This is a genomic window from Streptomyces sp. NPDC003300 (assembly GCF_040610915.1).
GTDB lineage: Bacteria > Actinomycetota > Actinomycetes > Streptomycetales > Streptomycetaceae > Actinacidiphila.
The window spans coordinates 123,896-148,338 of the sequence record NZ_JBEXNE010000012.1; the positions used below are offsets into that span (position 1 = coordinate 123,896).

22 protein-coding genes are annotated in these 24,443 nt (G+C 74.0%); 3 read left to right on the top strand and 19 right to left on the bottom strand.

The genetic code is table 11. From position 1 onward, the window contains the following. Positions 1–103 precede the first annotated feature (103 nt). Complete coding sequence (locus ABZX65_RS19505; protein ID WP_355341037.1) at positions 104–481, top strand: DUF1801 domain-containing protein; 378 nt, start codon at positions 104–106, stop codon at positions 479–481. A 52-nt stretch (positions 482–533) separates the two neighbouring features. Here the strand turns inward: ABZX65_RS19505 and ABZX65_RS19510 are convergent, their stop codons facing one another. The 6 genes from ABZX65_RS19510 to ABZX65_RS19535 form a co-directional block, all read right to left on the bottom strand. After that, a complete protein-coding gene (locus ABZX65_RS19510) occupies positions 534–1,223 on the bottom strand; it encodes a hypothetical protein (RefSeq protein WP_355341039.1) in 690 nt (229 codons plus the stop codon). Then, positions 1,220–2,569 (bottom strand): DUF58 domain-containing protein, encoded by a 1,350-nt coding sequence (locus ABZX65_RS19515; protein WP_355341042.1) that lies wholly within the window; start codon positions 2,567–2,569, stop codon positions 1,220–1,222. The genes ABZX65_RS19510 and ABZX65_RS19515 overlap by 4 nt, the downstream gene beginning before the upstream one ends. Beyond that, a complete protein-coding gene (locus ABZX65_RS19520; protein WP_355341045.1) occupies positions 2,566–3,588 on the bottom strand; it encodes a MoxR family ATPase in 1,023 nt (340 codons plus the stop codon). The genes ABZX65_RS19515 and ABZX65_RS19520 overlap by 4 nt, the downstream gene beginning before the upstream one ends. A 127-nt stretch (positions 3,589–3,715) precedes the next feature. Next, positions 3,716–4,234, bottom strand: a complete 519-nt coding sequence (locus tag ABZX65_RS19525) for a hypothetical protein (RefSeq protein ID WP_355341048.1) — start codon at positions 4,232–4,234, stop codon at positions 3,716–3,718. Further along, complete coding sequence (locus ABZX65_RS19530; protein ID WP_355341051.1) at positions 4,231–5,238, bottom strand: DUF4129 domain-containing protein; 1,008 nt, start codon at positions 5,236–5,238, stop codon at positions 4,231–4,233. The genes ABZX65_RS19525 and ABZX65_RS19530 overlap by 4 nt, the downstream gene beginning before the upstream one ends. Before the next feature lie 113 nt (positions 5,239–5,351). After that, positions 5,352–6,017: a hypothetical protein gene (locus ABZX65_RS19535; RefSeq protein WP_355341058.1), complete on the bottom strand. Its 666-nt coding sequence runs from the start codon at positions 6,015–6,017 to the stop codon at positions 5,352–5,354. A gap of 218 nt (positions 6,018–6,235) precedes the next feature. Between ABZX65_RS19535 and glsA the strand changes: the two genes are divergently transcribed. Both glsA and ABZX65_RS19545 read left to right on the top strand, forming a co-directional pair. After that, positions 6,236–7,618 (top strand): glutaminase A, encoded by a 1,383-nt coding sequence (gene glsA, locus ABZX65_RS19540; protein ID WP_355341061.1) that lies wholly within the window; start codon positions 6,236–6,238, stop codon positions 7,616–7,618. 61 nt (positions 7,619–7,679) lie between these two features. Beyond that, on the top strand, positions 7,680–8,774 hold the full coding sequence (locus ABZX65_RS19545) for a chemotaxis protein (protein ID WP_355341064.1): 1,095 nt from the start codon (positions 7,680–7,682) through the stop codon (positions 8,772–8,774). Between the two features lie 241 nt (positions 8,775–9,015). Here the strand turns inward: ABZX65_RS19545 and ABZX65_RS19550 are convergent, their stop codons facing one another. The 13 genes from ABZX65_RS19550 to ABZX65_RS19610 form a co-directional block, all read right to left on the bottom strand. Then, the gene (locus ABZX65_RS19550; RefSeq protein WP_355341067.1) at positions 9,016–9,573 is read right to left on the bottom strand and encodes an XRE family transcriptional regulator; all 558 of its coding nucleotides are present in this window, start codon (positions 9,571–9,573) and stop codon (positions 9,016–9,018) included. A gap of 9 nt (positions 9,574–9,582) precedes the next feature. Further along, the gene (locus ABZX65_RS19555) at positions 9,583–11,748 is read right to left on the bottom strand and encodes a helix-turn-helix domain-containing protein (RefSeq protein WP_355341070.1); all 2,166 of its coding nucleotides are present in this window, start codon (positions 11,746–11,748) and stop codon (positions 9,583–9,585) included. Positions 11,749–11,841: 93 nt separating this feature from the next. Beyond that, a complete protein-coding gene (locus ABZX65_RS19560; RefSeq protein WP_355341073.1) occupies positions 11,842–12,750 on the bottom strand; it encodes a hypothetical protein in 909 nt (302 codons plus the stop codon). A gap of 27 nt (positions 12,751–12,777) precedes the next feature. Then, the gene (locus ABZX65_RS19565; protein WP_355341076.1) at positions 12,778–13,419 is read right to left on the bottom strand and encodes a DUF6629 family protein; all 642 of its coding nucleotides are present in this window, start codon (positions 13,417–13,419) and stop codon (positions 12,778–12,780) included. 284 nt (positions 13,420–13,703) lie between these two features. Further along, positions 13,704–13,955, bottom strand: coding sequence for an acyl-CoA carboxylase subunit epsilon (locus ABZX65_RS19570; RefSeq protein WP_355341345.1), 252 nt, complete (start codon positions 13,953–13,955; stop codon positions 13,704–13,706). A 222-nt stretch (positions 13,956–14,177) separates the two neighbouring features. Continuing rightward, positions 14,178–15,749: an acyl-CoA carboxylase subunit beta gene (locus ABZX65_RS19575; RefSeq protein WP_355341348.1), complete on the bottom strand. Its 1,572-nt coding sequence runs from the start codon at positions 15,747–15,749 to the stop codon at positions 14,178–14,180. A gap of 35 nt (positions 15,750–15,784) precedes the next feature. Beyond that, positions 15,785–16,630, bottom strand: coding sequence for a 4'-phosphopantetheinyl transferase superfamily protein (locus ABZX65_RS19580; RefSeq protein WP_355341080.1), 846 nt, complete (start codon positions 16,628–16,630; stop codon positions 15,785–15,787). An 8-nt stretch (positions 16,631–16,638) separates the two neighbouring features. Beyond that, positions 16,639–17,064, bottom strand: a complete 426-nt coding sequence (locus ABZX65_RS19585; protein WP_355341083.1) for an acyl carrier protein — start codon at positions 17,062–17,064, stop codon at positions 16,639–16,641. Between the two features lie 259 nt (positions 17,065–17,323). Then, on the bottom strand, positions 17,324–18,637 hold the full coding sequence (locus ABZX65_RS19590; RefSeq protein ID WP_355341351.1) for an MFS transporter: 1,314 nt from the start codon (positions 18,635–18,637) through the stop codon (positions 17,324–17,326). 101 nt (positions 18,638–18,738) lie between these two features. Next, positions 18,739–20,241: an FAD-dependent monooxygenase gene (locus ABZX65_RS19595; protein WP_355341354.1), complete on the bottom strand. Its 1,503-nt coding sequence runs from the start codon at positions 20,239–20,241 to the stop codon at positions 18,739–18,741. A 246-nt stretch (positions 20,242–20,487) separates the two neighbouring features. Beyond that, complete coding sequence (locus ABZX65_RS19600; protein WP_355341086.1) at positions 20,488–22,119, bottom strand: tryptophan 7-halogenase; 1,632 nt, start codon at positions 22,117–22,119, stop codon at positions 20,488–20,490. Between the two features lie 131 nt (positions 22,120–22,250). Beyond that, positions 22,251–23,411, bottom strand: a complete 1,161-nt coding sequence (locus ABZX65_RS19605; RefSeq protein ID WP_355341089.1) for a beta-ketoacyl synthase N-terminal-like domain-containing protein — start codon at positions 23,409–23,411, stop codon at positions 22,251–22,253. Between the two features lie 221 nt (positions 23,412–23,632). Beyond that, positions 23,633–24,265 (bottom strand): hemerythrin domain-containing protein, encoded by a 633-nt coding sequence (locus ABZX65_RS19610; protein WP_355341092.1) that lies wholly within the window; start codon positions 24,263–24,265, stop codon positions 23,633–23,635. Between the last annotated feature and the right edge of the window lie 178 nt (positions 24,266–24,443).

Below are 24,443 nucleotides of genomic sequence, written 5' to 3' on the forward strand. Positions count from 1 at the left end.
GCGGACCGTGGCGGTGAAAAAACCTCCGCCGGAGGCGATGAGTTTCGGACGCCGCGCCGGTCAACCCCGCACAAGCCGTATCCGACGCTCGGGAGTGATCCGCATGGCCACGTCCACCACCACCGTCACCGACTACCTCGCCGCCCTGGAGGAGCCGCTGCGCGAAGTCGGCACGAAGGCGCGGGAGATCATCGAGGCCGCGCTGCCGGACGCGCCCGGCGCCATGTGGCACGGCCACCCGGTGTGGAGCCTGGGCGGAGCGCCGGGCGTCGCACCGGTCTGCCTGCTCAAGGCGTACGGCTCCTATGTGACCTTCGGGCTCTGGCAGGGCCAGCAGGTCGAGGACGCCAGCGGGCGGCTGGAGCCGGGCGCGCGGGCCATGGCCTCGGTCAAGCTGCGCGCTCTGGACGACGTGGACGCCGAACTGTTCACGCGGTGGCTCGCCCAGGCCCGCGCGCTGGCCGCGGCGGAGTCGGCCTGAGCGCGGGAGGCCGCGGCACGCGGCGAGGCCGCACCGCGCGAGGAGGCGGCGGTCAGCGCGGGCCGCGCCGGCCGCGCACGGCCAAGGCGACGCAGCCGACCGTCGCCGCCAGGGCCAGCGCGGCGGGCAGCCGTGCCCAGTCGGTACCGGCCACCGGCACCGTCGCGCAGACGAAGGTCAGGACGACGGCCGCCGCCGCGGTCAGGGCAGGGGCCGGGCCGCGGGCGGCGCGCGGCGCGGTCGCGCCCCGCGTCCAGTCGTCGGTGATCAGCAGATACGCCAGGAAGAGGCCCACGACGCAGGCGGCCAGCCAGGTCGGCGGTTCGGTGACCGCCGCGGCCACCACCGACCCCACGGCGAGGACGGTGGAGCGGCGGCGGGCGGCGATCTTCGCCCAGCGCATCGAATTGCGCACCGGCCGCTCGTCCACCATCGGCGCCGCCCACCAGGCGACCCCGGCCACCACGAGCAGCGCCACCTGTGCGCCGAGCGAGTGGCGTACGGCCTCCGGCGCGTCGCACGCCGCGAGCGCGAGCGCCACGGCCAGGCAGCGGGCGGGCAGTTGGGCGGGGAGCCGGATGCGGCGGGCCGCCCGGGCGGGGGTCGAAGGTGCAGAAGGTGCCGAAGGCGCGTCGGCCGAGGGGGCCGGGGCCGCGGGCGTCAGGGCGGGAGCCGAAGGTGCCGCGGGCGTCAGGGGCGAGGGTGCCGGGGCCGCGCCCGGCCGCTCCGCCGTACCGCTCATCGCCTGCCTCCGTGGATACGTGTGCGCACCAGCGGCGCCAGGGCCAGATCGAGGGTCTCGCCGCGCTCGTGGGTGACCACCGCGATGCCGCGCTCCTTCAGCGCGAAGCGCGTCGCGTCCCGCTCGGACCGCCACAGCCGCAGGCCCAGCTCCGCGTTGACGTCGCCGGGTTCGATGTACGGGTCCGCGGTGGCGATCTCGATCACCACCAGGGCGAGGGCCCGCGCCGCCACGCGATGCAGCACGTCGAGGATCCGCTGGTCGGCGAGCGGCGTGAAGACGTACACGATCGCGCCTTCGGGCAGCGCGGGCGGCGGGAGGTTGCTCACGCCCTCGGTGCGGTAGGAGATGTCCTTGCGGACTTCGAGGACGCTCTCGACGATCCGGTAGAAGTAGCCGTCCCCGCTGCCCGGCTGGAGCCAGCGGGTCGTGCCGCCCACCGAGACGACGCCGACCCGGTCGTGGGTGCGCAGATAGGCGCGGACCAGTCCGGCCGCCGCGCGGAAGGTCTCGTCCAGCGAGGACGTGCCGGTGACCGGGTCGAGGACGTCACCGAGTCCGTCGAGCATGACGACGGTGTCGGCGGCGCGCTCCGCGGCGAACTGCTGGAGTTGCAGGGAGCCGCGGCGGGTCGTGGCGGGCCAGTTGATCCGCCGCTGCCGCTCGCCGCGGATGTACGGGTGCACGCCGGTGACCTCGACGCCCTCACCGCGCTGCGCCGCGGTGTGCTCGCCGAGCCGCTGCGGGAGGCGGACCGGGATGGGCGTCATCCCGGCGCGGGACGGCACGGGGAACACCCGCACCTCGCCGAGGTCCGCGCGGACCGTGCGGCGGGCGGTGCCGCCCGCGTCGTAGAGGTCGAGGTCGACGGTACCGAGCGTCCAGCGGCCCCACCGCTCGGCGGTCAGCCGCAGTTCCACGCGCGAACTGCCCACGGTGAGATGGTCGAGCCGTACACCGGGCCCCAGCGTGACGCCGGGGTCGAGCCGCCCGCGGTCGCCGTCGTACGCGACGGTGATCCTGGCGGTGACGGTCTCGTCCTCGAACAGCCGCCGCGGTTCGACGTCGACCGTGACGTCCATCCGCGCCGTGCGCGTGCCGTACGGGAGTGAGAGCGCGAGCAGCACCAGCGGGCCGGCGGCCAGCGCGAGCAGCCACGGCCGTCCGGTGAGCAGGGCGGCGGCGACGGCGACCGCGGTCACCGTGCCGTACCGCAGGGCGCGCTCGCCCGCGCGCCAGCCGGTCGGCGGCGGCGGCGGTGGCTCCGCGGGCACGGCCCGCCGCTCGCCGGGCGGAGGCTGCGCGCCGCCGAGCGCGCGGGCGACGGCCGCGTGGGGGTCGGTCATGACGCGACGGCGTCACGGGCCGCCAGCGGCAGGGTCTGCGGGGCGGGTACGGACTGCACGATCTCCCGGATCACGTCGTCGGCGTTGATCTGCCGGACCCACAGCTCGGGGCGGAGCGTGACGCGGTGGGCGAGCGCCGGGACCGCCACCCACTTCACGTCCTCGGGGGTGACGTAGTCCCGGCCGTCGAGCACGGCGCGGGCGCGGGCGAGTTGGACCAGCGCGAGGCCGCCGCGCGGTGACGCGCCGACCTGGATGTGCGCGTGGTCGCGGGTCGCGCCGACCAGCGCCACGATGTACTCCAGCAGGTCGTCCTCGACCTCGACCCGCTCCACGGCCGCGCGCATCGCCAGCACTTCCGACGGCCCGCTGAGGGTGCGCAGCTTCGCCTCGGGCGCGGCCCTGTCGATCCTGGACCGCAGCATGTCGGTCTCCTGCGGCGCCGACAGATAGCCCATCCGCACCCGCAGCAGGAACCGGTCGAGCTGCGCCTCGGGGAGCGTGTACGTGCCCTCGTACTCGATGGGGTTGGCGGTCGCTATCACCACGAACGGGTCGGGCAGTTCGCGGGTGCTGCCGTCGATCGACACCTGGGACTCGGCCATCGCCTCCAGCAGGGCGGCCTGGGTCTTGGGCGGGGTGCGGTTGATCTCGTCGGCGAGCAGCAGGTGCGTGAAGACGGGGCCGGGCCTGAAGACCATCTCGCCGCTGTGCTGGTCGTAGAAGGGCGCGCCGGTGACGTCGGAGGGCAGCAGGTCGGGGGTGAACTGGATGCGGCGGAACTCCAGTCCGAGGGTGGTGGCGAAGGATCTGGCCAGCAGCGTCTTGCCGAGTCCCGGCAGGTCCTCGATGAGGACGTGGCCGCCCGCGAGCACGCCGAGCATGACCAGCTCCAGCGGTTCCGGCTTGCCGACTACGGCGGTGCGGATCTCGGCGAGCACCTCGGCGGCCCTCTCACCCGCCCGCCGCGGGCTCAGGGCGTCGGCGTCGTGGTCGGATATGCGCTCGGAGCTGGTCACTGCGGTCCTCACCTTGCCTGGTCGTGGAGCGTCGTGAAACGGGGTACGGGGGCGGGGCGGCGCGCGGCGGACGCGCGGAATACGGGGGCGGGGCGGCGCAAGGCGGACGCGCGAAATGCGGGCGCGGTCACAGCGTCTCCAGACGGTCGAGCAGCGCCCGCAGTACGGCTTCGGGAATCGCTGGCTGCGGCGGGCCGGTCGTCGGGTCGATCCACGGCCACAGGTCGGGACCGACGATCGCGCGGGCCCGGTCGGGGCTCTTGCGCAGCAGCACCCCGTGCCGCTCGGCGAGCCGGGCCGCGAAGAGCCGCTGCAACTGCGGGCGGAGCGTGGAGTGGAAGTGCAGGGCGCCTTCGGGGCCGAGCGCCTTGCGGACGACCCGCGGCCATTCGCCGAGCGCCGGGGCGCGACCGCCGAGCAGCCGTACGGACTTGCGGTATCCGCTGTCCTGCGCGCCCGCGCCGCCGACGTACCGGGCGACGCCCAGCGCGACGACGGTGATCAGGGCGAGGCCGGTGGCCGCGGCGACGAGGCCGTCGGTGAGCGCGAGCAGCACTTCGGCGGCGACGACGAGGCAGCCGAGCAGGGTCAGCGAGTGGCGTACGGAGCCGGGCGGGCCCGCCGCCCGCCGGAGGCGTTCTTTCACTGTGCGGCCTCCGCGGCTGCTTCGGTGGTCCGCTCCCCGGAACCGCCGCCGTCGCCCGAGGCGGCCTCGTCCGGGGCGAGTTGGGCGGCGATCTCGGTGAGTGCCCGCGCGGCGCGGTCCCGGTGGCCGTCGTCCATGGGGTGGGTGGAGTAGCGCGCCTCACGGAAGAGCGCGGTGAGCGCCGCCGCGCTCGGGCCCGCCAACCGGCCTGCCGTGACGGCCCGTTCGAGCAGGTCCTGCGGGCTGTCGGAGGCGCGGCGGGCGATGCCGGAGGCGGCGAGGGACCGTTCCATGGCGGCGTAGCAGGCGATGACGGCGGCGCGCGCGTCGGCGTCGTCCCGCAGCGCCCGGCGCCCGGACTCCACGGCCTCGGCGAGCAGTTCGTCCTCGTCGTCGGCCTGGTCGTACCCGGGGCCGTCCTGCCGCTCCGCCTCACCCGACCGCAGATAGCGCCAGAGCAGCACGGCGGCGAGGACGACGGCCAGCACCAGCAGTCCGATGCCGATGCCGATCAGGACGTGCGTCAGCCAGGAGGGGAAGCCGTGGTTGTCCTGGTGCCTCTTGAGCGGACGTGGCGATGTGGGGGCGCTGGGGGTCGGCGCGGTGGCGTCTCGCCATTTGCGGTCCTTGCCACCGCCCGAGGTACGGCCGGACGCGTGGAACCGGTGCATGACGAGGATCAGCAGTGGGACGACGAAGGCGGCGCCCAGCAGTGCGGCGCGGACCACGTCCACGAGCCGCTGCCGCAGCGGGTCGGACTCGGCGTCGTCACCGACCTGGAGCACATAGCGGTTGTGGAGCATCAGCGCGCCGATGAACCACGCGAGGCCGAGCGCCACCACGAACACATTGCCGCCGAGCGGTCCGCCGCCCTTGCCGAACGCCTTGCCCTCGGGCCGCAGCACCAGGGCGCTGAGCGCCAGACCCGCGATCACCAGGACGCCGAGCGCCGCCCGTGCCCCGGCGCTCGTCCGCGGCCCTCCCCCGTTCCCCGCCCGTCCCACCGCCACCTCCCCTTGTCGCGGAAGGCAGCTTCGCACACGAGTCCAGGGCTGTCAGCAGGCCCCCCGCCGGGGCGGACGCGCTGACGGAGGGCGGGAGCGGGCCGGGGCGTCCTTCAGTAGCGCTGGGCCTGGGCCACGCGCGGGAAGAGCGTCTTGTCGGCGTCCTTCGTGCTGAAGGCGACCGGCTGGGCGTGTTTGCCGGGCTCGACGTCGCGGGCGCCGACGACCGTGGAGTCCACGACGGCCCCGTCGGAGTCGGCGAATTCGACCTTGACGGCGAAGGACGCCTTCGTGTCGGTGGTGTTGGTGATGCTGACCAGGACGGCGTTGAGGCCGCCGGTCCTGGCCTTGGGGAAGCCGGTGAGCTGGACGTCCTTGACGGCGTTGCCCTGCCCGTCGACCTTGGCCAGCTCCGACTTCGCCTCGGCCGCGGCGCTGCCCGCGCCCGCTTCCACCGACGCCTCGAAGCTGGAGGCGGCTGCCTTCGCGGAGGACTGCGCGGCGGAGGCGGTCTGCTGGGCGGCGGAGGCGAGGGAGTCCAGCGGGGAGGGCAGGGTGCCGGAGAAGTTCCCGGTGCTGGGCGGCCCGCCGGGCGTCGTCGCTCCGGTCGAGCTGTTGCCGGAGGAGTTGTCGCAGGCCGACACCAGCGCCAGGCCGCCGGCCGCCATGGCCACCAGCGCCGCCGCGGTCAGTGAGCGCAGGCGGCGCGAGCGGGCCGTACGGACCCGTCCGTCACCGGTTTCTCCTGCGCGGGTCCCCTCGGTACGACGTCGGCTCACGGGCTTCCCCTCCGGTTTCTGCGCTGGTCACCGGTCGGGCACACGCTCCGGCCGCCCCTCCACCGTGCGGGGTGCCCCGGCGGCGCGCAGCGTGCGCGGTGCCGTACGGGTGACGCGCCGGGCCCGGCGGTGGGGTGTCCGCACCGGCCCTGCGATGGGGTGCCCGCCGCGGGCCTTGCGCGTTTGCGGGGTCGGCGGGGCGGGCCGAGCATGAGGCCATGACCGATCCGGTGGCGTTCGACGTGGTCAGCGAGGGCTTGGCCGAGGTGCACCGGCGACTGCTGCCGCTGCGGGACGGCGAGGTGGCGTCGTACATCCCGCAGCTCGCGCTGGCCGACCCGGACGACTTCGGCATCGCGCTGGTGAGCATGGGCGGCCACCGTTACGAGGCGGGCAGGTCACGTACCGAGTTCACCGTGCAGTCGGTGTCCAAGCCGTTCGTGCACGCGCTGGCCCTGTCCGAGCTGGGCCTCGACGAGATGACCCGCTGGGTGGGCAACGAGCCGAGCGGCGACGCCTTCAACGCGATCAGCCTGGAGCACGGCACCGGCCGCCCCGCCAACCCCATGATCAACGCGGGGGCCATCGCGACGACCAATCTCGTACCGGCCGCCTCGCCGGGCGAACGGTCCGCGCGCATCCTCGACGCGCTGAGCGCCTTCGCCGGGCGGCGGCTCACCGTGGACGAGGACGTCTACCGCTCGGAGGCGGCCACCGGCGACCGCAACCGGGCGCTGGCGTATCTCATGCACGCGGCCGGTTCGCTGCGCACCGATCCGGTGGAGGCGGCCGAGGTGTACTTCCGGCAGTGCTCGGTGCTGGTGAACACCGTCGATCTGGCCGTGATGGCGGGGACGCTCGCCAACGGCGGGGTCAATCCGGTGACGCGCGAGCGGGTGGTGGCCGAGCAGGTGGCCGTCGAGGTGCTGTCGGTGATGGCGACCTGCGGGATGTACGACGCGGCCGGTGACTGGCTGGTGCGGGTGGGGCTGCCCGCCAAGAGCGGGGTGTCCGGCGGCCTCGCGGCGGCCAGCCCGGCCCGGTTCGGCATCGCCTGCTACAGCCCGCCGCTGGACCGTACCGGCAGTACGATCCGCGGGGTGGTCGCGCTGCGGGAGCTGTCGCGGCGGTTCGGCATGCATCTGATGCACCACCCGGTGCCGGGCGCGGACACCGTCACGCGGGTCGGCACGGGCGGCAGCGGCGGTACGGGGACCCGGGTCTCCTCCGGGCGGGAGCGGGTGACGGCCGACCGCGACCTGCTGGACCGGGACGGCGACCGGGTGGTGCTGGTGGCCGCGCGCGGCGAGGTGGACTTCCCCGCGGCGGAGCGGCTGCTGCACGCGCTGGCGAGCGCCGTGCCGCTGGTGCCCGGCTGGGTGGTGGTCGACATGGAGCGCGTGACGCACGTCAATCCGGTGGCCGGGCTGATGCTCGGCAACGCCTTCGAGCGGATCTCGGCGGCGGGGCACCAGGTCGCCCTGGTCGGCGCGCCGGACCAGCACTGGGGCGGTGTCGCGGTACGGCACGACAGCGTGGAGGACGCGCTGGCGTGGGCGGAGGACGCACTGCTGTACGAGCTGCGGCCACTGCCCCAGTGAGATATCCATAAAGAGACAAAGGGATTTCATGTCCGGGGGGACTTCGCCGGAAGGGCCTGCCATGCACTCGCCTCTCAGCCCCGCCACCCTCGCCGACCTGCGCCGTCCGCGCCACTACCCCGCCGTCTCCGTGCTGATGCCGACGCACCGCCGGGAGCCGGACAACGCGCAGGACGCCGTACGCCTGCGCAATCTCATCGCGCGGGCCAAGGACGAGGTGGAGTCCGACCCCGAGGTGTCCAGGGCCGACCGGATCGATGTGGTCGAGCAGTTGGACAAGGCGCTGTCCGAGGTGGACCTGGTGCACGCCGAGGACGGTCTGGCGATCTTCGCGGCGCCCGGTGAGCACCAGGTGTGGTCGCTGGACCGTTCGGTGCCGGAGCGGGTGCTGCTCGCGCAGACGTTCCTGACCCGTAATCTCATCGCCGCGCAGGCGGCCGACCAGCCGTACTGGGTGCTGGCGGTCTCCGCCGACCACGCCACTTTGTGGGGCGGCGGCCGGGAGCGGCTGACCGAGCACACCGCGAGCGGTTTCCCGAAGACCCGGTCGCTGCCCGACACCGACATCGAGCGCGAGGAGCGCATCGGGGACCGGCCCAGCACCTTCAACGACGAGGAGACCCGCCGCTATCTGCGCGAGGTCGCCGACGCCGTCGGTACGGTGCTCACGGCCGAGCCGCGGCCCCTCTACGTCGTCGCGGAGGCCGAGGCCCTCGCCGTCCTGGACGAGGTCAGCCCCGATGCCAAGGAGGCCGTCCGGGTCCTCCAGGGCGGTCTGTCCAAGGGCCCCGCCGAAGCCGTCCGGCAGGCCGTGCTGCCCGCCGTCCGCGAGCGCGCCGACCAGGACGTCTCGGATGTCCTCGCGGAACTCGACGCCGCCCGTGGCCGCCGTACCTTCGCCGCGGGCGTGGACGAGGTCTGGCAGTGCGTCGTCGAGGGCCGCGCCGCCGTCGTCGTCATCGAGGACGACTACCGCACCACCGTGCGCGACGACGCCGACCACCTCGTCCCCGCCACGCCAGAAACCCCGGGCGCCCGTGAGGACATCGTCGACGAGATCGCCGAACAGGCCCTCGACACCGGCGCCCGCGTGCACTTCGTCCCCGACGCGATGCTCAACGGCTCCCACCACATCGCGGCCGTGCTGCGCTACTGACGGCCCGCACGGCCTTTCTACGCCTCGGGCCTCGCCTCATACGCGGTCTCGTGCCCGGTCTCTTGCGCGTCGGGCCTCGCCTCTTGCCCGCTCCCCCAGCTCCGGCAGCCGCCGCGCGTCGTGGTGCAGGAACCGCACGGCGGCGCCGCGCTCGCGCGCCTTGGCCTCCGCGGCGCGCAGCGCGGTGTCCGCCAGGTCGGCGTCACCGTGTGCGTGCGGTCCGCCCCTACGAGCGCCTCCGTCAGAAGTCGATTTCCACGTAGTCGATGTCGGTGAACTCGACCAGCAGCCCGTCCGCGCGGCGGCCGCTGTCCTTGAAGTAGACCTCCTGGAGGCCCTCGGCGGCGATGGCCTGGAGCTGCTGTTCGGTGGCGCCGGAGGACTGGGCTTCGAAGAGCCGGGCGGCGTAGGCGGGCGGGAGGTGCTGGGTGATCCGGCGCATGCGGCCGTCGTCGGTGGAGCCGGGGGCGGCGGTGAAGCCGAAGCGGGCGCGGGTCTCGATGACGAGGCCGTCGGAGGTGGCGGCGCGGCGCTGGGCGCGCTGTTTGACACGGGGCTGCCAGTCCTGCCGGACGGCGGCGGCGAGGCGGTCGGCGAGTTCGCGCCGCGGCCGCTTGAGCGTGCCCTTCAGGTAGCGCTCGACGGTGCGCTGGGTGACGCCGAGGCGCTGGGCGACGGCGCGCGTGGAGCCCTTGGCGTATTTGACCAGGAAGCGCATCTGGGCCTGCGCGGACTTGGGGATCGGCCGGGTCTGGGTGTTGGCCGTCGCCTTGTCGAGGCTGTCGCCGATGATGCCCACGCTGTGGTCCTACTCTCCGTCGACGGCGGCGTCGGTGCCCTTGATGTGCCGGGCCGGGTTGTGGCCCTGGTCGAGGAGTTCGACCGCCCACATCAGGTCCTGGGTGCCTTCGTGCTTGACCATGCCGGGACTGACGCCGAGCCGGAATCCGCCGGGCAGCGGCTTGCCCTCCGGCGCGCGCGGCAGGAAGTCCAGCGGCGAGGGGCCGTCCGAGGCGTAGACGGCGCAGTCGGACAGCACGGCGAGCGGGTAGAGCCCGACGGCGGCGAACTTCCGCATTTTGCGGTGCATGTTGACCCGCGCGGAGGAGATCACGGCCGCGCGGATGTCGGGCCGCCAGGTGGGGCGGTCCAGCGCGGACCACCGCTCCCCCGGCCGGTAGCCCGCGCCCTGCGGGCGCTCGCGGAGCTTGCCGATGCCGCCCTTGACGGTCGCCTTGACGGCGGACAGCACGGCGGCCAGGCCCGGATCGGTGTCCTTGTGGACGGCCATCGCGGCCAGGAAGTCCGCCTCGTCCATCCCCGCGGTGACGCCGAGCTGCCCCATCGTGGCGAGGTAGGCGTCCCGCAGCCGGGTGTACCAGGCGTCCAGATACGCGCCGGTCTCCGGCCGTACGTACGCCTCGACGGGCTTGACGTCGTGGCCGAGTTCGACGGCGTAGGCGACGGTCGGGGTGGCGTACCAGGCGGGTCCCTCGGGGCGGGTGCCCTGGGGGGTGAAGGGGCTCGGCAGCCGGGGGTCGAGTTCGATGCCGGAGAGGTCGACGAGCCAGCAGCCGGGCAGCGCCTTGTCGAAGCCGGGGGCGGTGCGGTGGACGGGGGCGCCGAGGCCGACGGTGAGGCGGTTCGCGGCGGCGGCGAAGGCCATGTTGACGTCGATGCCGACCGCGTACGGCCGGGCGCACTCGTCGTCGCCGAGGAGCTGCGGGTCGCGGATCCAGTCGTACGCCTCCTCGTCCAGCACCTGGTCCGGTGTGCGCCGGTGGCCGCGCGGATGGAGCCGGGCCGCCACGGGGTGCTCGTCGGGGGCCTCGGGCGGCGCGGGGTCGACGGCGGCGCCGAGCGCGCCGGCCACCTGCCCCGACACCCACGCGCCGCTCGCCTCGTCCCGTACGGCCCTGGTCGGCGGGCGCAGGCTCGTCATCAGTTCGAGGCCGCAGACGGCGGTCGAGCCGCGCGGGGTGATCACGCGGGTGGCGTACGTGCCGAGGACGCGGGCCACTTCGGCGGGCGGCGCCTGGTCCACGTTCCCCCACGACCGGCTGTCCAGCGCGCCCCAGGGCAGGATCGCGAGCTGTACGCACTGGCGCTGTCCGGCCTGCGCGGGCCGGTAGACGCGTGCCCAGGGGCCGAAGCCGCGCCGGGTGAGCTGCCAGCCCGCGCGGGCGACGCGGCGTACGGCCTCGTGGTCCTCGGGCAGCCGCAGCCCGCGCCGGTCGGCCAGTTCCGCGGGGAGGCCGAAGCGGGTGGTGGCGGACTCGGTGAGGACGACCAGCGGGTCGGCGTCCTTGCCCGAGCGGTGCAGCCGGGCCGCGCCAAGGCGTGCGTCGGTGAGGGCCCACTGCACGAGCGACGGAATGTCGTCCGCCGGGCATTCCAGGACGAGGCCGCCGACGCAGTACGCGCTGCCGTCGCCGTCCACGACGGCCAGCGGTCCGTTGGCGAACCGCGGATCGGCACCGGGCTCGGGGGCCCGGACGGAGGCGGGGGCCTGGGGGCGGCGGGCGGGGGCGGGGCGGCGCGGCGGCGGGGCGGGCTGGCGCGTGGGGGCGGCTGCTGGTTCGGGTGCGGGGTCAACGGGGGCCGGGAGCCGGGGAGTTGGCGGCGCCACCACGGCGACCGGCGCGGGCTCCGGTACGGGCACAGGTACGGGCACAGGTTGCGGGGCCGGCTCAGGAGCCGTGGCGACCGGCGGCGCCGGATGCAGCGCAGCGAGACCGTCCAGCAGCCGTACGTACGCCGCCCGCTTCGGCGACCTCGGCTCGGCGCGGCCGGACTCCCACGCGGTGACCGTCTCGCGCCGCACCTTGAGCGTCTTCGCGATCTGGTCCTGGCTGATCCCGGCCGCCTCACGCAGCCGCTTGCGCTCGGCGGGTTCCGGCAGCGAGTCCTGCGCGGCCACCTGTTCGAGCAGCGCGTCGACCGAAGCGAACAGCTCGCCCTGCTCATTCGACAACCGGACCACCTCCGGCCGTCACCCTAGCCAAACACACACCCGAACACACGCCGGACACACAGTGTCCGGCGATCATGCCGGCGCGGCGACCGGCTACGGCTGCCGCGTCACCCCGCTCACCGTGAGCCGTACCGGCAGCGCGCCGCTGCCGATCAGGGCGGCCAGGTCCTCCGCGCGCTTCCGGTCGAAGTCGCCGAAGATCTGCGCCGCGCCGTCGGTGATGGCCTGCTGGACGGCCGGTGCGGACAGCAGGTCGTCGTCGAGCAGGATCGCGAACTGATTGGCGGGCGGCGTTTCCTGGGCCAGCGCCGCGGTGACCGTGCCGAATGTCTTCGCGCCCCGCTCGGTGAAGTTCAGATTCACCATCCACTGGCCGGAGTTCGGTTCGTACGCGGACTTGGCGCTCTTGACGTCCTCGCCGTCGAGCGCGACCGGGCCGAGCAGGTACTTCTGGCCGGTCTTGGCGTCGCAGGCCGGGGTCGGCTCCTCGGGCCTGGACAGCGGGGGCGTGCCGGTGACCGGGCAGGTGAGGGCGTCGAAGCGCTGCCGAATCTCGGCGGACCCCTCCGCGTGATCGCCCTTGACCGCCCGGAAGGCCAGCTCGGCGGTCGCAGCCAACTGCCGCAGCCGGTCGCCGCTGTCGCCGGGCGCGTCGGCGGTGATGACGTTGCCGCGCTGTTCGATACGGGTGCCGGTCAGTCCGAAGGCGGCGGCGCGTTCCTTGAGCCGCCGCACCGTCTCCTGGAGTTGGTCCGCGCTCATCGCCGAGGCGGCGGTGTACGTGGCGACGGTGCGGCCCGAGGCGGTCGACTCCGACGGCTTCACACCGCTGTTGGGGTCGACCGCGTCGGGATCGACGGCGCCGGGGCCGGAAGGGCCGGAACGGGCGGCGCCGGGCGAGCCGGGGGACGGCGAGCCCGACGAGCAGGCGGCGAGAGCCGGGCCGAGCGTGATCAGGACGACGGTGAGGGCGACCGTGGACACGGTACGGTGAGGACGCATCCGCCCAGTCTGACGTGTGATCAGCCGCTACGACAGTACGGGCGCGGTCGGCGCCGGCCCCGTCGACGGCCGCCGTACCCACAGCAGGAGGACGACGGAGACGACGGCGGCGAAGGCGCACCAGGTGGAGACGAATTCGGTCCGCCACACCGCCGCGCAGACCGCGGCCCCCACCCCGGTGAGGACGCCGAGCAGCCGCAGCATCCGGTCCGCGCTGAGCAGCAGGGAGCCGACGGTGGCCACCAGATATCCGGCGATGACCAGCGGTACGGCGGGCACGTCCACCGCGTAGCCGACCGTGTGGCCGCGGATGTCGGCGACGGGCGCCCGGTCGATCAGGCAGGCGACGAGCACGACGGCGGTGGCGAGTCCGGCCAGCACCGGTACGGCCAGCCGCAGCCGCCCGCCCGGCGGCGCGGCGGTCAGCACGGCGAGCGGCACATAGGCGGCCAGCAGCGGCAGCGCGATGATCGCCCACGCGAGGGTGGCGGGCCCGGTGCCGCCGCCGCGGTGCCAGACCGCGGCCTCGATGAGCTGATGGGCGCCGAGCACCAGCGGCAGCGCCGCCAGCGGCAGGTCCCGGGCCCGGCGTACGCGCGCGACGCAGGTCACGCCCAGGGCGCAGATCACCGAGCCCGCCGCCAGATCGGCCGTGGCGCTCCAGCACATGAGGTCCCCTCGCGTCGTGCGGTCCGATGATCCGTTGTACGTCCCCGTCACGCTACGACGCCTGCCCTCTTCCGGCCGCGGGACCCCGCCGCGCGGCCGGGGGAAATCGCCTCCGGCGGGAATCGCGGGTGAGACGACGAAAAACGGCCCCACGCGCCGAAGCGCGTGGGGCCGTTGACGGTGCTCGGTGCTCAGTGCTCAGTGCTCAGTGTTCAGTGCTCAGTGCTCAGTGCTCAGTGCTCGAAGCATCGGGCGCTCAGGTACTCCTACGGGACCGGCCGCGCTCAACTCGCGAGCAGATCCCGGGTCCCGGCGGTCCAGGCGCGCGGGCCGGTGAAGCCGTGCGCGCGCCAGCGTGCGGCGCCCCGGCGGCGGGCGGCCGTCGCGTGGTCGGCGTCGGCCGCCGCGCGAACGGTGGCGGCGCGGGCGAGCAGCACGGCGGTGACCGCGGCGATCTCCTCGGGTGTCGCGGTGCCGCGCTCGACACGTACCAGCGTCGTCGGCGCCGGAGCCGCCTCGGGTGCGGCGAGCGGCACCACGGCGGGCGCGGCGTTGATCGTCTCCAGCGCGGGCGGTCCCGGCTGCGCCGGGATGGTCAGCGTGCCGACCCGCACCAGGTGCGGTGCGGCGGGGGTGGGAGCGGTGATGGCGGCGGGCATGGGCGGTGTCCCCTTCGGTCTCGGAACTGCCGGACGGAATGCACGAGTTGCGGGCGGCTGCGCTGACGCACCGTCAAGGGCTGTGCGGAGTACGGCGGGCTACTGCGGCGGGTTGCCGTGCTTGCGGCGCGGCAGGTCCGCGTCCTTCGTCCGCAGCATGGACAGCGACCGGATCAGCACCGACCGCGTGTCGCGCGGGTCGATGACGTCGTCCACCAGGCCGCGTTCGGCCGCGTAGTAGGGGTGCACGAGTTCCCTGCGGTACTCCTCGATCTTCTGGATCCGCATCGCCTCGGGGTCCTCGGCGGCGGCGATCTCGCGGCGGAAGACGACGTTGGCCGCGCCCTCCGCGCCCATGACGGCGATCTCGTTGCTGGGCCAGGCCAGCGCGATGTCGGCGCCGATCGACTGCGAGTCCATGACGATGTACGCGCCGCCGTACGCCTTGCGCAACACCACCGAGATCCGCGGCACCGACGCGTTGCAGTAGGCGTAGAGCAGTTTGGCGCCGCGCCGGATGATGCCGTCGTGTTCCTGGTCGACGCCGGGCAGGAAGCCGGGGACGTCGACCAGGGTGACGATCGGGATGTTGAAGGCGTCGCAGAACTGCACGAAGCGCGCGGCCTTCTCCGACGCCTTGATGTCCAGCACCCCGGCCATCGCCGACGGCTGGTTGGCGACGATGCCGACGGTCTGCCCGTCGAGCCGGGCCAGCGCGCAGACGATGTTGGGCGCCCAGGCGGCGTGCACCTCCATCGAGTCGCCGTCGTCGACCAGTTCCTCGATGACGTCCCTGATGTCGTAGCTGCGGTTGCCGTCGGTCGGCACGATCTCCAGCAGCGCGTCGCCCGGCCGGTCCACCGGGTCCTGTCCAGGGCTGGCCGGGGGCAGTTCGCGGTTGTTGGACGGCAGCAGCGACAGCAGGTAGCGGACCTCGGCGAGGCAGGTGTGCACGTCGTCGTAGGCGAAGTGGGCGACGCCGGAGACGCTGGCGTGCACGTCGGCGCCGCCGAGCGCGTCCTGGGTCACCTCCTCGCCGGTGACGGCCTGCACGACGTCGGGCCCGGTGATGAACATCTGCGAGATGCCGCGGACGGCGAAGATGAAGTCGGTCAGGGCCGGGGAGTACGCGGCGCCCCCGGCGCACGGGCCGAGCATCACGCTGATCTGCGGGATCACGCCCGACGCCTTGGTGTTGCGCTGGAAGATGCCGCCGTAACCGGCGAGCGCGGAGACGCCTTCCTGGATACGGGCGCCCGCGCCGTCGTTGAGCGAGACCAGCGGGGCGCCGGCCGCGATGGCCATGTCCATGATCTTGTGGATCTTCTCGGCGTGCGCTTCGCCGAGCGCGCCGCCGAACATCCGGAAGTCGTGGGCGTAGACGAAGACCGTCCGGCCCTCGACGGTGCCCCAGCCGGTGACCACGCCGTCGGTGTGCGGGCGCTTGCCCTCCAGGCCGAAGCCGCTGGCCCGGTGCCGCCGCAGCGCCTCGACCTCGGTGAAGCTGCCCTTGTCCAGGAGCAGGTCGATCCGCTCCCTCGCGGTCAGCTTGCCCTTGGCGTGCTGGCGTTCTGTCGCCGTGGGGTCGGGGCCCTGCCGGGCCAGCTCCTTGAGGTCGCTCAGTTCCTGCAACCGGTCGGGGACCTCGGCGGGAGACTCCGCGTTGGGCATGGCGCTCCACCCTCCCTTGCTCGGGTTCATGTCGATCACTCCTGTGGCCGCCGGACGGCGGCCTGCGGCACGCGGTGCACCCGCGTGCGGGAATCGGCGATCAGCTCCGTGGCGTCCTCGGCGTGGAGGCAGTCGGCGGTCAGTGTGCGGACGACGGTGCGGTAGTGGTGCGGGGTGCGGACGGCCGCCGCGGTGGCGTGGCCCGGCGGTCCCGGCACGTCGGTGACGGACCATCCGGACGGGCGGTGCGGGCCGCCGCGCCGGCCCGCCGCCGTCCCGAGGTAGTCAGCGGCCAGGTCGCGGCGCAGACCGGTGCCGAGGCCCTTGAGATACGCCTCCTTGCGGGTCCACAGCCGGGCGAAGGCCGCGGGCCTCCTGCGGCCGGGCACAGCGGCCAACTCCGCCTGTTCCGCGGGGTGCAGGTCGGGCAGGCACAGCCGTACGGCGTTGGCCGGCGGCACCCGCTGCACGTCCACGCCGACGGTGGCGCCCGCGAAGGCGACGACCGCGACCTGGTGGCTGTGGGACAGCGAGAAGTGCGGCCAGTCGGGCACGGGGCCGCGCGGGCGGTCGAGCAGCACCGGGCGGCCGTGCGGGCCGCCGCAGCAGGGGCAGCGGTCCCGGCCGAGCCGCAGCGCCCGCGGCGGGAGGCCGGTGTAGGCCGACAGCAGGCGGCGCAGGGCGACGTGGGCGGAGAGGTAGCGCACCCGGTCGCCCGTACGCAGCAGGCCCGCGGCGCGCTCGCGTTCGTCGTCGTCCAGTTCCCCGACCGGCAGCGGCGCCGGGTCGGTGTGCGTCCAGGGCCGGGGCAGCACCCAGATGTGCAGGTCGCCCGGCGCGACGGTCAGAGCCGGTGCGGTGGCGGCCCCCGTACGGTCCACCGCGCCGCTCACCGCGCGGTGCGCGCCGCTGCGGTGAGCCGCGGCCTCTCCGCCGGGGTGTCGAAGACGGCCCCGGCGACGGCGCCGACCGGGGCGGTCTGCGGGACGCTCTGCGGTACGGGGGTCACCAGCCCGGCCAGCAGCGCCGCCACCTCGGTGACCGAGTCGTCCCGCAGCAGGTCCGCGGCGGGGACGTCGACGCCCAGCGCCGAGACGAGCCTGCGGCGCAGCGCCAGCGCGGTGATCGAGTCGACGCCCTGGCTGCGCAGCGACCGGTCGGTGCTGATCCGGTGGGCCGGGGGCACATGAAGATACGGCTCCAACTGACGGCAGATGTAACGCTCGATGATCCTGGTCCGCACGTCGATGCCCGCGGCACGCAGGACGTGCGGGTCGGGAAGCCCCCTCAGGTGCAGTGGGACCGTCTGTTCCATCACGGCATACCGCCTTCCATCGGTAGTGCACGGACCGGCGCCGCCGTTGCGCTGTGGCGCGGCGGTTCACCGGCAGGTTCGAGAACGTGCCGCGCGGACGGCTCCGCGGGGCACGGGTCGCTCCGCGCGGTGGCGGAGCGTCGGCCCGCGGGGGTCGTCCGGGACCGGGCCCGCGGCCCTCGTGGGGACGGGCGCGGTACGGACGGGGCGCGTACGGGCGGGGGTTCGGGTGCCTCGGGGCACCGTCCGCGCGCCGACGTCACGCGCCGGTCATCGGGACGGCCGGGGACTCGGGCGAGCGGCTGCCGGTCTCCCGCGCGCGCCCGGCCTCCCGATCACCGTCGCCCTCGCGCTCCGCCCGGTCCCCGCCGTCCGCCCGGTCCCCGCCGTCCGCCCGGCCCGGACGGGGCCGGTCAAGCAGCATGGCGACCGCCGCCGCGGCCAGCGAGACGATGCCACCCGCGTAGAGTCCTGATCTGGCGCCCCAGTGCTCGGTGAGCCAGCCGACCGCCAGCGCGCCCAGCGGGGTGGTCCCCTGGAGGATGAGCGCGTAGATGGCCAGCACCCGCCCGCTGAACGCGGGGTCGGCGCCGAGCTGGATGCGGTGGTTGGCCGCCTGGGCGAAGTAGAGCGTGGTGAAGCCGGTGACCGCGAGCAGCAGCAGCTCGCTCAGGTAGTTCGGCGCCCAGCCCGCCGCGGTCTCGGCCGCGCCGAAGGCCAGCGCGGAGCCGGTCACCAGCCGTCCGCTCGGCCGGGTCGTACGCGAGGTGGTGACCAGCGCCGCCAGCAGTGATCCGGCCGCCAGCGCCGTGGTGAGCAGTCCGAAGGAGGCCGCGGAGGTGTGGAAGACCGTCTTGGCCACCAGCGGCAGCGTGAGCTGGAAGTTGAACCCGGCCAGGCCGATGACGGCGACCAGGGCGAGCGGCAGCAGCAGGTCGGGGCGGCTCGCGGTGTAGCGCAGGCCGTCGATCACGCGGGCGCGGGCTGCGCCCGGCGGCCCGCGGTGCAGTTCGGCGGGCCGCATCATCCGCAGCGCGACGACCGTGGCCAGATAGCTGACGGCGTTGAGCAGGACGACGGGTCCGGTGCCGAGCCAGCCGACGAGCAGGCCGCCGAACGCGGGCCCCGCCACCCGTGCGACGTTGAAGTACGCCGCGCTCAACGCCGAGGCGTTGGGCAGCAGTTCGGGGCCGACCATCTCGCGCACGAACGACATGCGGGTGGGGATCTCCACGGCGCTCGCGGTGCCGAGGCCGAGGGCGAACAGATACAGATGCCACAGCCGCAGCGTCCCGGTGAGCATCAGGGGCGCGAGCAGGGCGGCGAGCACACCGCAGACCAGGTTGGCGGCGACGAGCAGCGCGCGCTTGTCGTGGCGGTCGGCGAGCCGCCCGCCGTACAGCGCGAGGAGCAGGACCGGGGTGAACTGAAGGGCCGTCACCAGGCCGAGCGCGGTGGGTGAGTTGTCGGTGAGCGAGAGGACCGCCCAGTCCTGCGCGACCACCATCATCCAGGTGCCGGCCGCCGAGACGACCTGGCCGAGCGCGAAGAGCCGGAAGTTGCGCACGGCCAGCGACCGGAAGGGCCCGCCCGCGGACCGCCGTGCCCCGCCCTTCGGTTGGCGGAGGGCGCCGGCCCTCGAACGGTCGGCGCCCTCCGGTCGGAGGCTGGAACTCACGCGCCCGTCTCGGGCGCGCCGAACCACCGCTGGAGCGCCTCGGCCAGGCCGTCCTCACCGCCCGTCGAGACCCAGGCGACATGTCCGTCGGGCCGGAGCAGCACCGCGGTGGCCCCCGCCAACTCCCGTGCGGACAGCCCCTCGGGCTCGGCGACCGTGCCGCTGACGGTCAGGACGCGGCTCTTCCAGGGCGCGGCGACCGCGCGCACGGCCGCCGCGTCGGCGAGGTCGACGAGCACGCCCTGCGCGGTGTGCAGCAGTTCCGTGGTGTCGGTGCCGCCGCCGTCGGTGTCGACCTTCAGCGGGGTCAACCGGCGTCCGGTCAGCGGGTGGTCGTCGTCCTTCGCGCCGAAGGCGTAGCGGATGTCGAGACCGCTGACGGTGCCCGCGAGGTGCCGCTTGACCTCGTCGTACTCGATCAGCTCGGCGAACATCTCGCGGATCGGGTCCATTTCGGGACCGCCGACGTAGACCATGCCCTGGGTGGCGGTGTTCATCATCAGCCGCTCACCGACCCGGTGCCGCTCGGCGTGGTAGGTGTCGAGCAGACCCTCGGGCGCCCAGCCGGTGACGACCGCGGCCAGCTTCCAGCCGAGGTTGGCCGCGTCCTGCACGCCGGTGCTCAGGCCCTGGCCGCCCGCGGGCAGGTGGATGTGGGCGGCGTCGCCCGCCAACAGCACGCGCCCGCGCCGGTATTCGGTGACCAGCCGGTTGGCGTCGGTGAACGAGCCGACCCAGTCGGCGGTACCGGCGCTGATGTCCTCGCCCGTGATCCGCTGCCAGGCACCTGCCACTTCGGCGAAGGTCGGCTCCTCGGTGCGGTCCGGCGGCGGGGCGCCGTTCTCGACCACGATGACCCGGTCGACGTTCTCGCCCAGCGGCGCGGCCATGATCATGCCGCCGGGCAGCCGCTCGCCGAGGAATCGCGGGCGCAGCCCGCAGCCGACCACGTCGGCGAGGTACATGCCGCGGGTCGGGTCGGTGCCGGGGAAGTCGAAGCCGACGGCCTTGCGGACCGCGCTCTTTCCGCCGTCGCAGCCGACCAGGTACGAGGCGCGCAGGTGGCGTACGCCGTCCGCGGTCCCCGCGGTGAGGGTCACCGCCCCTTCCCCGTCGGCGACTTCGAGGAATTCCCAGCCGCGGCGGATGTCGGCGCCCAGGCCCACGGCCCACGCCTCCAGCACGGACTCGGTGAGCGACTGCGGGATGCCGCGGGCGCCGAAGTGCGCGCCCTCCAGCACCGTGTAGTCGAAGACCAGGCCGCCGAAGTGGCCGACCGGGGAGATCTCCAGGGTGCCGTCGGGGCCGCCGAAGGCGGGCAGCAGCCCGCGCTGGTCGAACACCTCCATGGCGCGGGCGGTGAAGCCCAGGCCGCGCGACTGCCCGGTGGGTTCGTCCAGGCGTTCCACGACGATCACCCGGGCGCCGCCCAGCAGCAGTTCACCGGCGAGCATCAGCCCGGTGGGCCCCGCCCCCACGATGATCACATCGGTGTCCAGGGCAGCGGCTCCGCCCGCGCCCGTGCTGTCCCTCTCGTGCACCTTCTCGTCCACCTTCTCGTCCACGTCTGACTCCTGTCTGAAAGGAAGTTGCCTCCGGCGAACGGGGCCACGGGCAGGGACGCGCCGCCGGACGGCCCGTCAGGAGGCGTCCGGCGGCGCTGTCGCGGGTGCGGTGCGTCTGCGATGCGTACGGCGGGGGGCCCTGCGTACGGCGGCGCTCGACGACCTGGGTACGGCGGGGGCTCAGCGCGCGAAGAGCTGCGCGATGTGCGCGGGCGCGTCCGTACCGGCCCATTCGACGGCGCTCTGGATCACCGCCGGGGTGGCCTCGAAGCACCTGTTGTCGGGCGAGCCCAACTCGAAGGGGGCGGGCAGGAATTCGGACGTCCGCAGCCGCTCGAAGAGCTGGGCCGCGCCGGCCTTGGCCTCCAGCGTGCCCGCCTCGACCTGCTGGCAGATGGAGCGGGTGAAGCCGAGCAGCTCCGATATGTCCTGGCCGACCGGGGCCGGGAGTCCGGGCACATCGCGCTTCTCCAGGTCGCGGAAGACCTGCTCGTCGCGCTCGGGGTCGGCCATGAAGGTGCGGTACGCCCGGTCGATGGTGACCGTCGGCAGGATGCTGGTCGACTCCCACACCCGGATGACCGCGTTCCACAGGTCGTAGTCGCGGAAGCCGACGAAGGAGCAGTAGACGAGGTCATCGTGGATGTCGAACAGGCCCTGCTGGAGGCTGTCGACATACGCGAAGCGCTCGACGGACCAGTCGCCGTCCTTGGACGCCTCGATCAGCCGCCAGGCGAGGGCGTTGACGACCTCGAGGGTGTTGGTCAGGCCGCGCGAGTACAGCGCGTCGATGAATCCGGCGGCGTGCGCGGTCAGACAGTAGCGCTCGCCGACGGTCTGCGTCGCGGAGTACTGGAGCCGGCCGGTGGCCACCCACGGGCGTACGGCGGTGGCGTCGGTGAACTGCTCGGCGATCTCGGGGTACCGCTCCAGGAACTGGTCGAACTGCTCCTGCGCGGAGACGCCGGGCTCGGCGGGGAATTTGCGCTCGTCCAGTTGCAGGCCCACGCTGCACAGCGGGTTGAGGGCGCCGTCGTGGTTGTCGAACGGGATCACCCAGAGCCAGCCGCCGTCGAAGACGTGGTGCAGGGTGCCGTTGTGCCAGGGGCTGGGCTGCTTGTGCGAGCGGGCCGCCTTCGCGTCGTCGAAGGGTGTGACGCCGACCATGTGCGTGAACAGCGAGCGCGAGTGCGCCCTGGCGCGGGTCGGGGTCTCGCGCAGCCCGAACTTCTCCGCGACCGGCGACCGGAAGCCGCTGCCGTCGATGAGGTAACTGGCGTGGAATTCCTCGCCCTTGTCTGACCTCAGCAGCACCCCGTGCTCGGGGAACACCTCGATGTCGGCGATCTTCGTGGCGACCTTGGGCACCGCGCCGTACGTCACGGCGAGGTTGAACAGATAGGCGTCCACGTCCTGCCGGAACAGGTGCGTCTCGGTGCGCTGCCACTCGGGCACCACGAGCTGGTTGATCTGTTCGGGGTCCTGCGGCTGCCCTTCGACGTGGTAGACGAAGCCGAAGTTCTGCTTGCGCCCGCACGACGGGGCGATCTTCTCCTGGATGCCCTTGAAGCTGGCCAGCGGCTCGATCTCGGGCACCTGGTAGCGCTCGGCGATGATCCGGGTCATCGACGAGGTGTACGGGATGGTGGACTCCCCCACCGCGAAGCGCGGGTGCACGCCCGCGTCGATGAGCAGGACCTTCACCCCGTTGCGGGCCAGCACCGAGCCCAGCAGACCGCCGGCCATACCCGCGCCGAGGATCGCCACATCGAACTTCTCATTGGACTGGGCCTGTTGGGCGGTTGTGTTCATGCTGCTTCGTCCCTCCCGGGTAGGAATGTGTCGGGGCACGCGAAAACGTCCCCGGCTCCCGGTGCGGGAGAGGGGACGTCACGGGGTCGGTGCGGTGCTGCTGCTCGCCGCGCTGTCGCGGGGCGGTGCGGTCAGTCCAGGGTGCGCAGCACGACGGCGGAGTTGAAGCCGCCGTGGCCGCGGGCCACCACCAGCGTGGTGCGCAGTTCCGCGGTGCGCGGCGACAGGACCAGATTGAGGTCGTAGCCGGGGGACGGCAGATCGTCCGCGGTCGGCGGGATCAGGCCCTCCTCCATGGCGAGCAGGGCTGCCGCCAGGTCCAGCGGCGCGGCCGTGCCCGGGTAGCGGCGCCCGGTCATGGTGCGGGGCGCGGTGACGGGTACGGCGTGCACGCCGAACACCGCGGTGACGGCGGCCGATTCGGCCGCGTCGAGGCCGGGGACGAACACCGCGTCCACCTCGCCGGGGACGGCTCCCGCGTCGCACAGGGCCAGTTCCACCGCGCGCCGCAGGCCCGGTTCGCGTCCGCCGCTCGGGTCGGGGTCGAAGGTCGCGCCGTATCCGGCGACCTCGCCGTAGATCTTGGCGCCGCGGGCCAGGGCCGCTTGCGCGGTCTCCAGTACCAGCAGCGCTCCGCCGCCGGGCCGGGCGGCGGGCGGCGGGGTGTGCGCGCTCCAGGTGGCGGGGCAGACCGGCGCGTCCACACCGCCGGAGACGATGAGCCGTCCGCCCTGCCGGATCTGCCGCCGGGCGTGCGCCACGGCGTCCAGGCCCTTCATGCCGTCCCTGATCGAGATCTGGCCGCTGCTGACGGCGTAGAACCAGGCGAAGGAGCGGTACGCGCCGCTCTGCCGCCCGGCCTGGCCGCGCGGTCCGCCGGTGCCGGAGCCGGCCCGGAAACGGGCGCCGAAGCCGGGCCCGCGGCCCTCGCCGTACCGACCGCCGGGAGCCGCGGCGGCGGCAGCCGCGGCGGTGACGGCCGTCACCGCGTCGGGGCCGAAGTCGGGCAAGTCCTGCGGGCGGATGCCCGCGTCGGCCAGCGCCCAGTCCGCTGCGGCCAGCGCGAGCCGGGCCATCCGGTCGGCCTGCGGCGCGGGCCTGCCCCACAGTTGGTCGCCCGGAGCGGGCTCGAGGAGGGCGGCGGTCTGCCAGGCGGGTTCGCCCGCCGTACGGGCCTCGCCGTGCCGTCCGGCGCCGCGCCCGCTCCCGCACGCCTGCGCCCAGTAGTCGCGGGCGCCCAGTCCCGCGGGCGAGACGATGCCCAGACCTGTCACCACCACAGCGCCGGTCACGGCACCCTCCGCAGCAGCTCGGCCGCGCCGGGCACCCGCCCGGTGCGGCGGGCGGGCGGGGCCGGTCGGGCCCGCTCCACGATCGCCGTGCTGTCCATGGCCACGCCTTTCCGCAGTGCCCGAGCATGGACACCGCGCCCGAGCATGGACACCGCGCCCGGTGGCGCGGTGCCCGCCGATTCCGGCCGTTCAGGCGCCCGGTCGTCGGTGCCCGGGTCCGGTCAGACCTTGAACAGCTCCTTCTTCGCGTAACCGCGCTGCCAGATCAGCTTGTTGACGACGCGCAGCGGCGGCGGGAAGGACCCGAGGAACCGCTTCTGGTCGTCCGGCGTCGCGTCATCGATGACCCAGGGGATGTAGACGCTGACGCCGCTGATGCCGAGGTTCTTGGCGTTGGCGAGCCCGAAGGTCCGCCATTCGGCGGGCGACAGCACGTCCTGGATCAGCGGCAGCGCGGCCTCCTCCTCGTGCGTGAAGTGGCCGTCCATCACCTGGTAAAGGTCCTCGATCAGCGCGGCCAGGTCGCCCCCGCCGCCCTTGATCGCGGTGTCCACCGCCTCGATGCGCGGGCCCAGCTCGGCGTGCTCCTCTTCCATTTCCTTCATCAGCCGCTGATCGTCGGGACGGTCGGCGATCTTGGCCTCCACCTGCGGCCACAGCGCCCGGTCCTCGACCGAGTGGTGGTTGTGGAGCTGGTGATTGAAGTTGTCCCACCCCGCGCGCACCTGCGGCGCCGTCGCCTGACCGGCGGCCACCGCGGTCGCCAGCCGGCGCAGGTCGCGTCGGAACGCCTTGTGCGTCGCATACATGACGGTGAAATCGATGTCCACGTTCGGGTCTTTCGACTCGGCCACGACGGCCCACCACTTTCTTCGTACGAATGTCGTTATCGGCCCCCCGGGGATCGGGGTGACCGCTCGGAGCCTCGACGGTCCGGAGGCTCCCCTCCGGGCCCGGCGTCCGGGCCACCGCCAGACCGTGTCCGGCCCCGCGGATAAAGAGCTTCGGGCCACGGTCGATGTGACATCGTGG

Coding starts and splice junctions, on each gene's coding strand:
- ABZX65_RS19505 (WP_355341037.1), top strand. CDS start 104: ATGGCCACGTCCACCACCACCGTCACCGACTACCTCGCCGCCCTGGAG.
- ABZX65_RS19510 (WP_355341039.1), bottom strand. CDS start 1,223: ATGAGCGGTACGGCGGAGCGGCCGGGCGCGGCCCCGGCACCCTCGCCC.
- ABZX65_RS19515 (WP_355341042.1), bottom strand. CDS start 2,569: ATGACCGACCCCCACGCGGCCGTCGCCCGCGCGCTCGGCGGCGCGCAG.
- glsA (WP_355341061.1), top strand. CDS start 6,236: ATGACCGATCCGGTGGCGTTCGACGTGGTCAGCGAGGGCTTGGCCGAG.
- ABZX65_RS19545 (WP_355341064.1), top strand. CDS start 7,680: ATGCACTCGCCTCTCAGCCCCGCCACCCTCGCCGACCTGCGCCGTCCG.
- ABZX65_RS19560 (WP_355341073.1), bottom strand. CDS start 12,750: ATGCGTCCTCACCGTACCGTGTCCACGGTCGCCCTCACCGTCGTCCTG.
- ABZX65_RS19565 (WP_355341076.1), bottom strand. CDS start 13,419: ATGTGCTGGAGCGCCACGGCCGATCTGGCGGCGGGCTCGGTGATCTGC.
- ABZX65_RS19575 (WP_355341348.1), bottom strand. CDS start 15,749: ATGCCCAACGCGGAGTCTCCCGCCGAGGTCCCCGACCGGTTGCAGGAA.
- ABZX65_RS19585 (WP_355341083.1), bottom strand. CDS start 17,064: ATGGAACAGACGGTCCCACTGCACCTGAGGGGGCTTCCCGACCCGCAC.
- ABZX65_RS19600 (WP_355341086.1), bottom strand. CDS start 22,119: ATGAACACAACCGCCCAACAGGCCCAGTCCAATGAGAAGTTCGATGTG.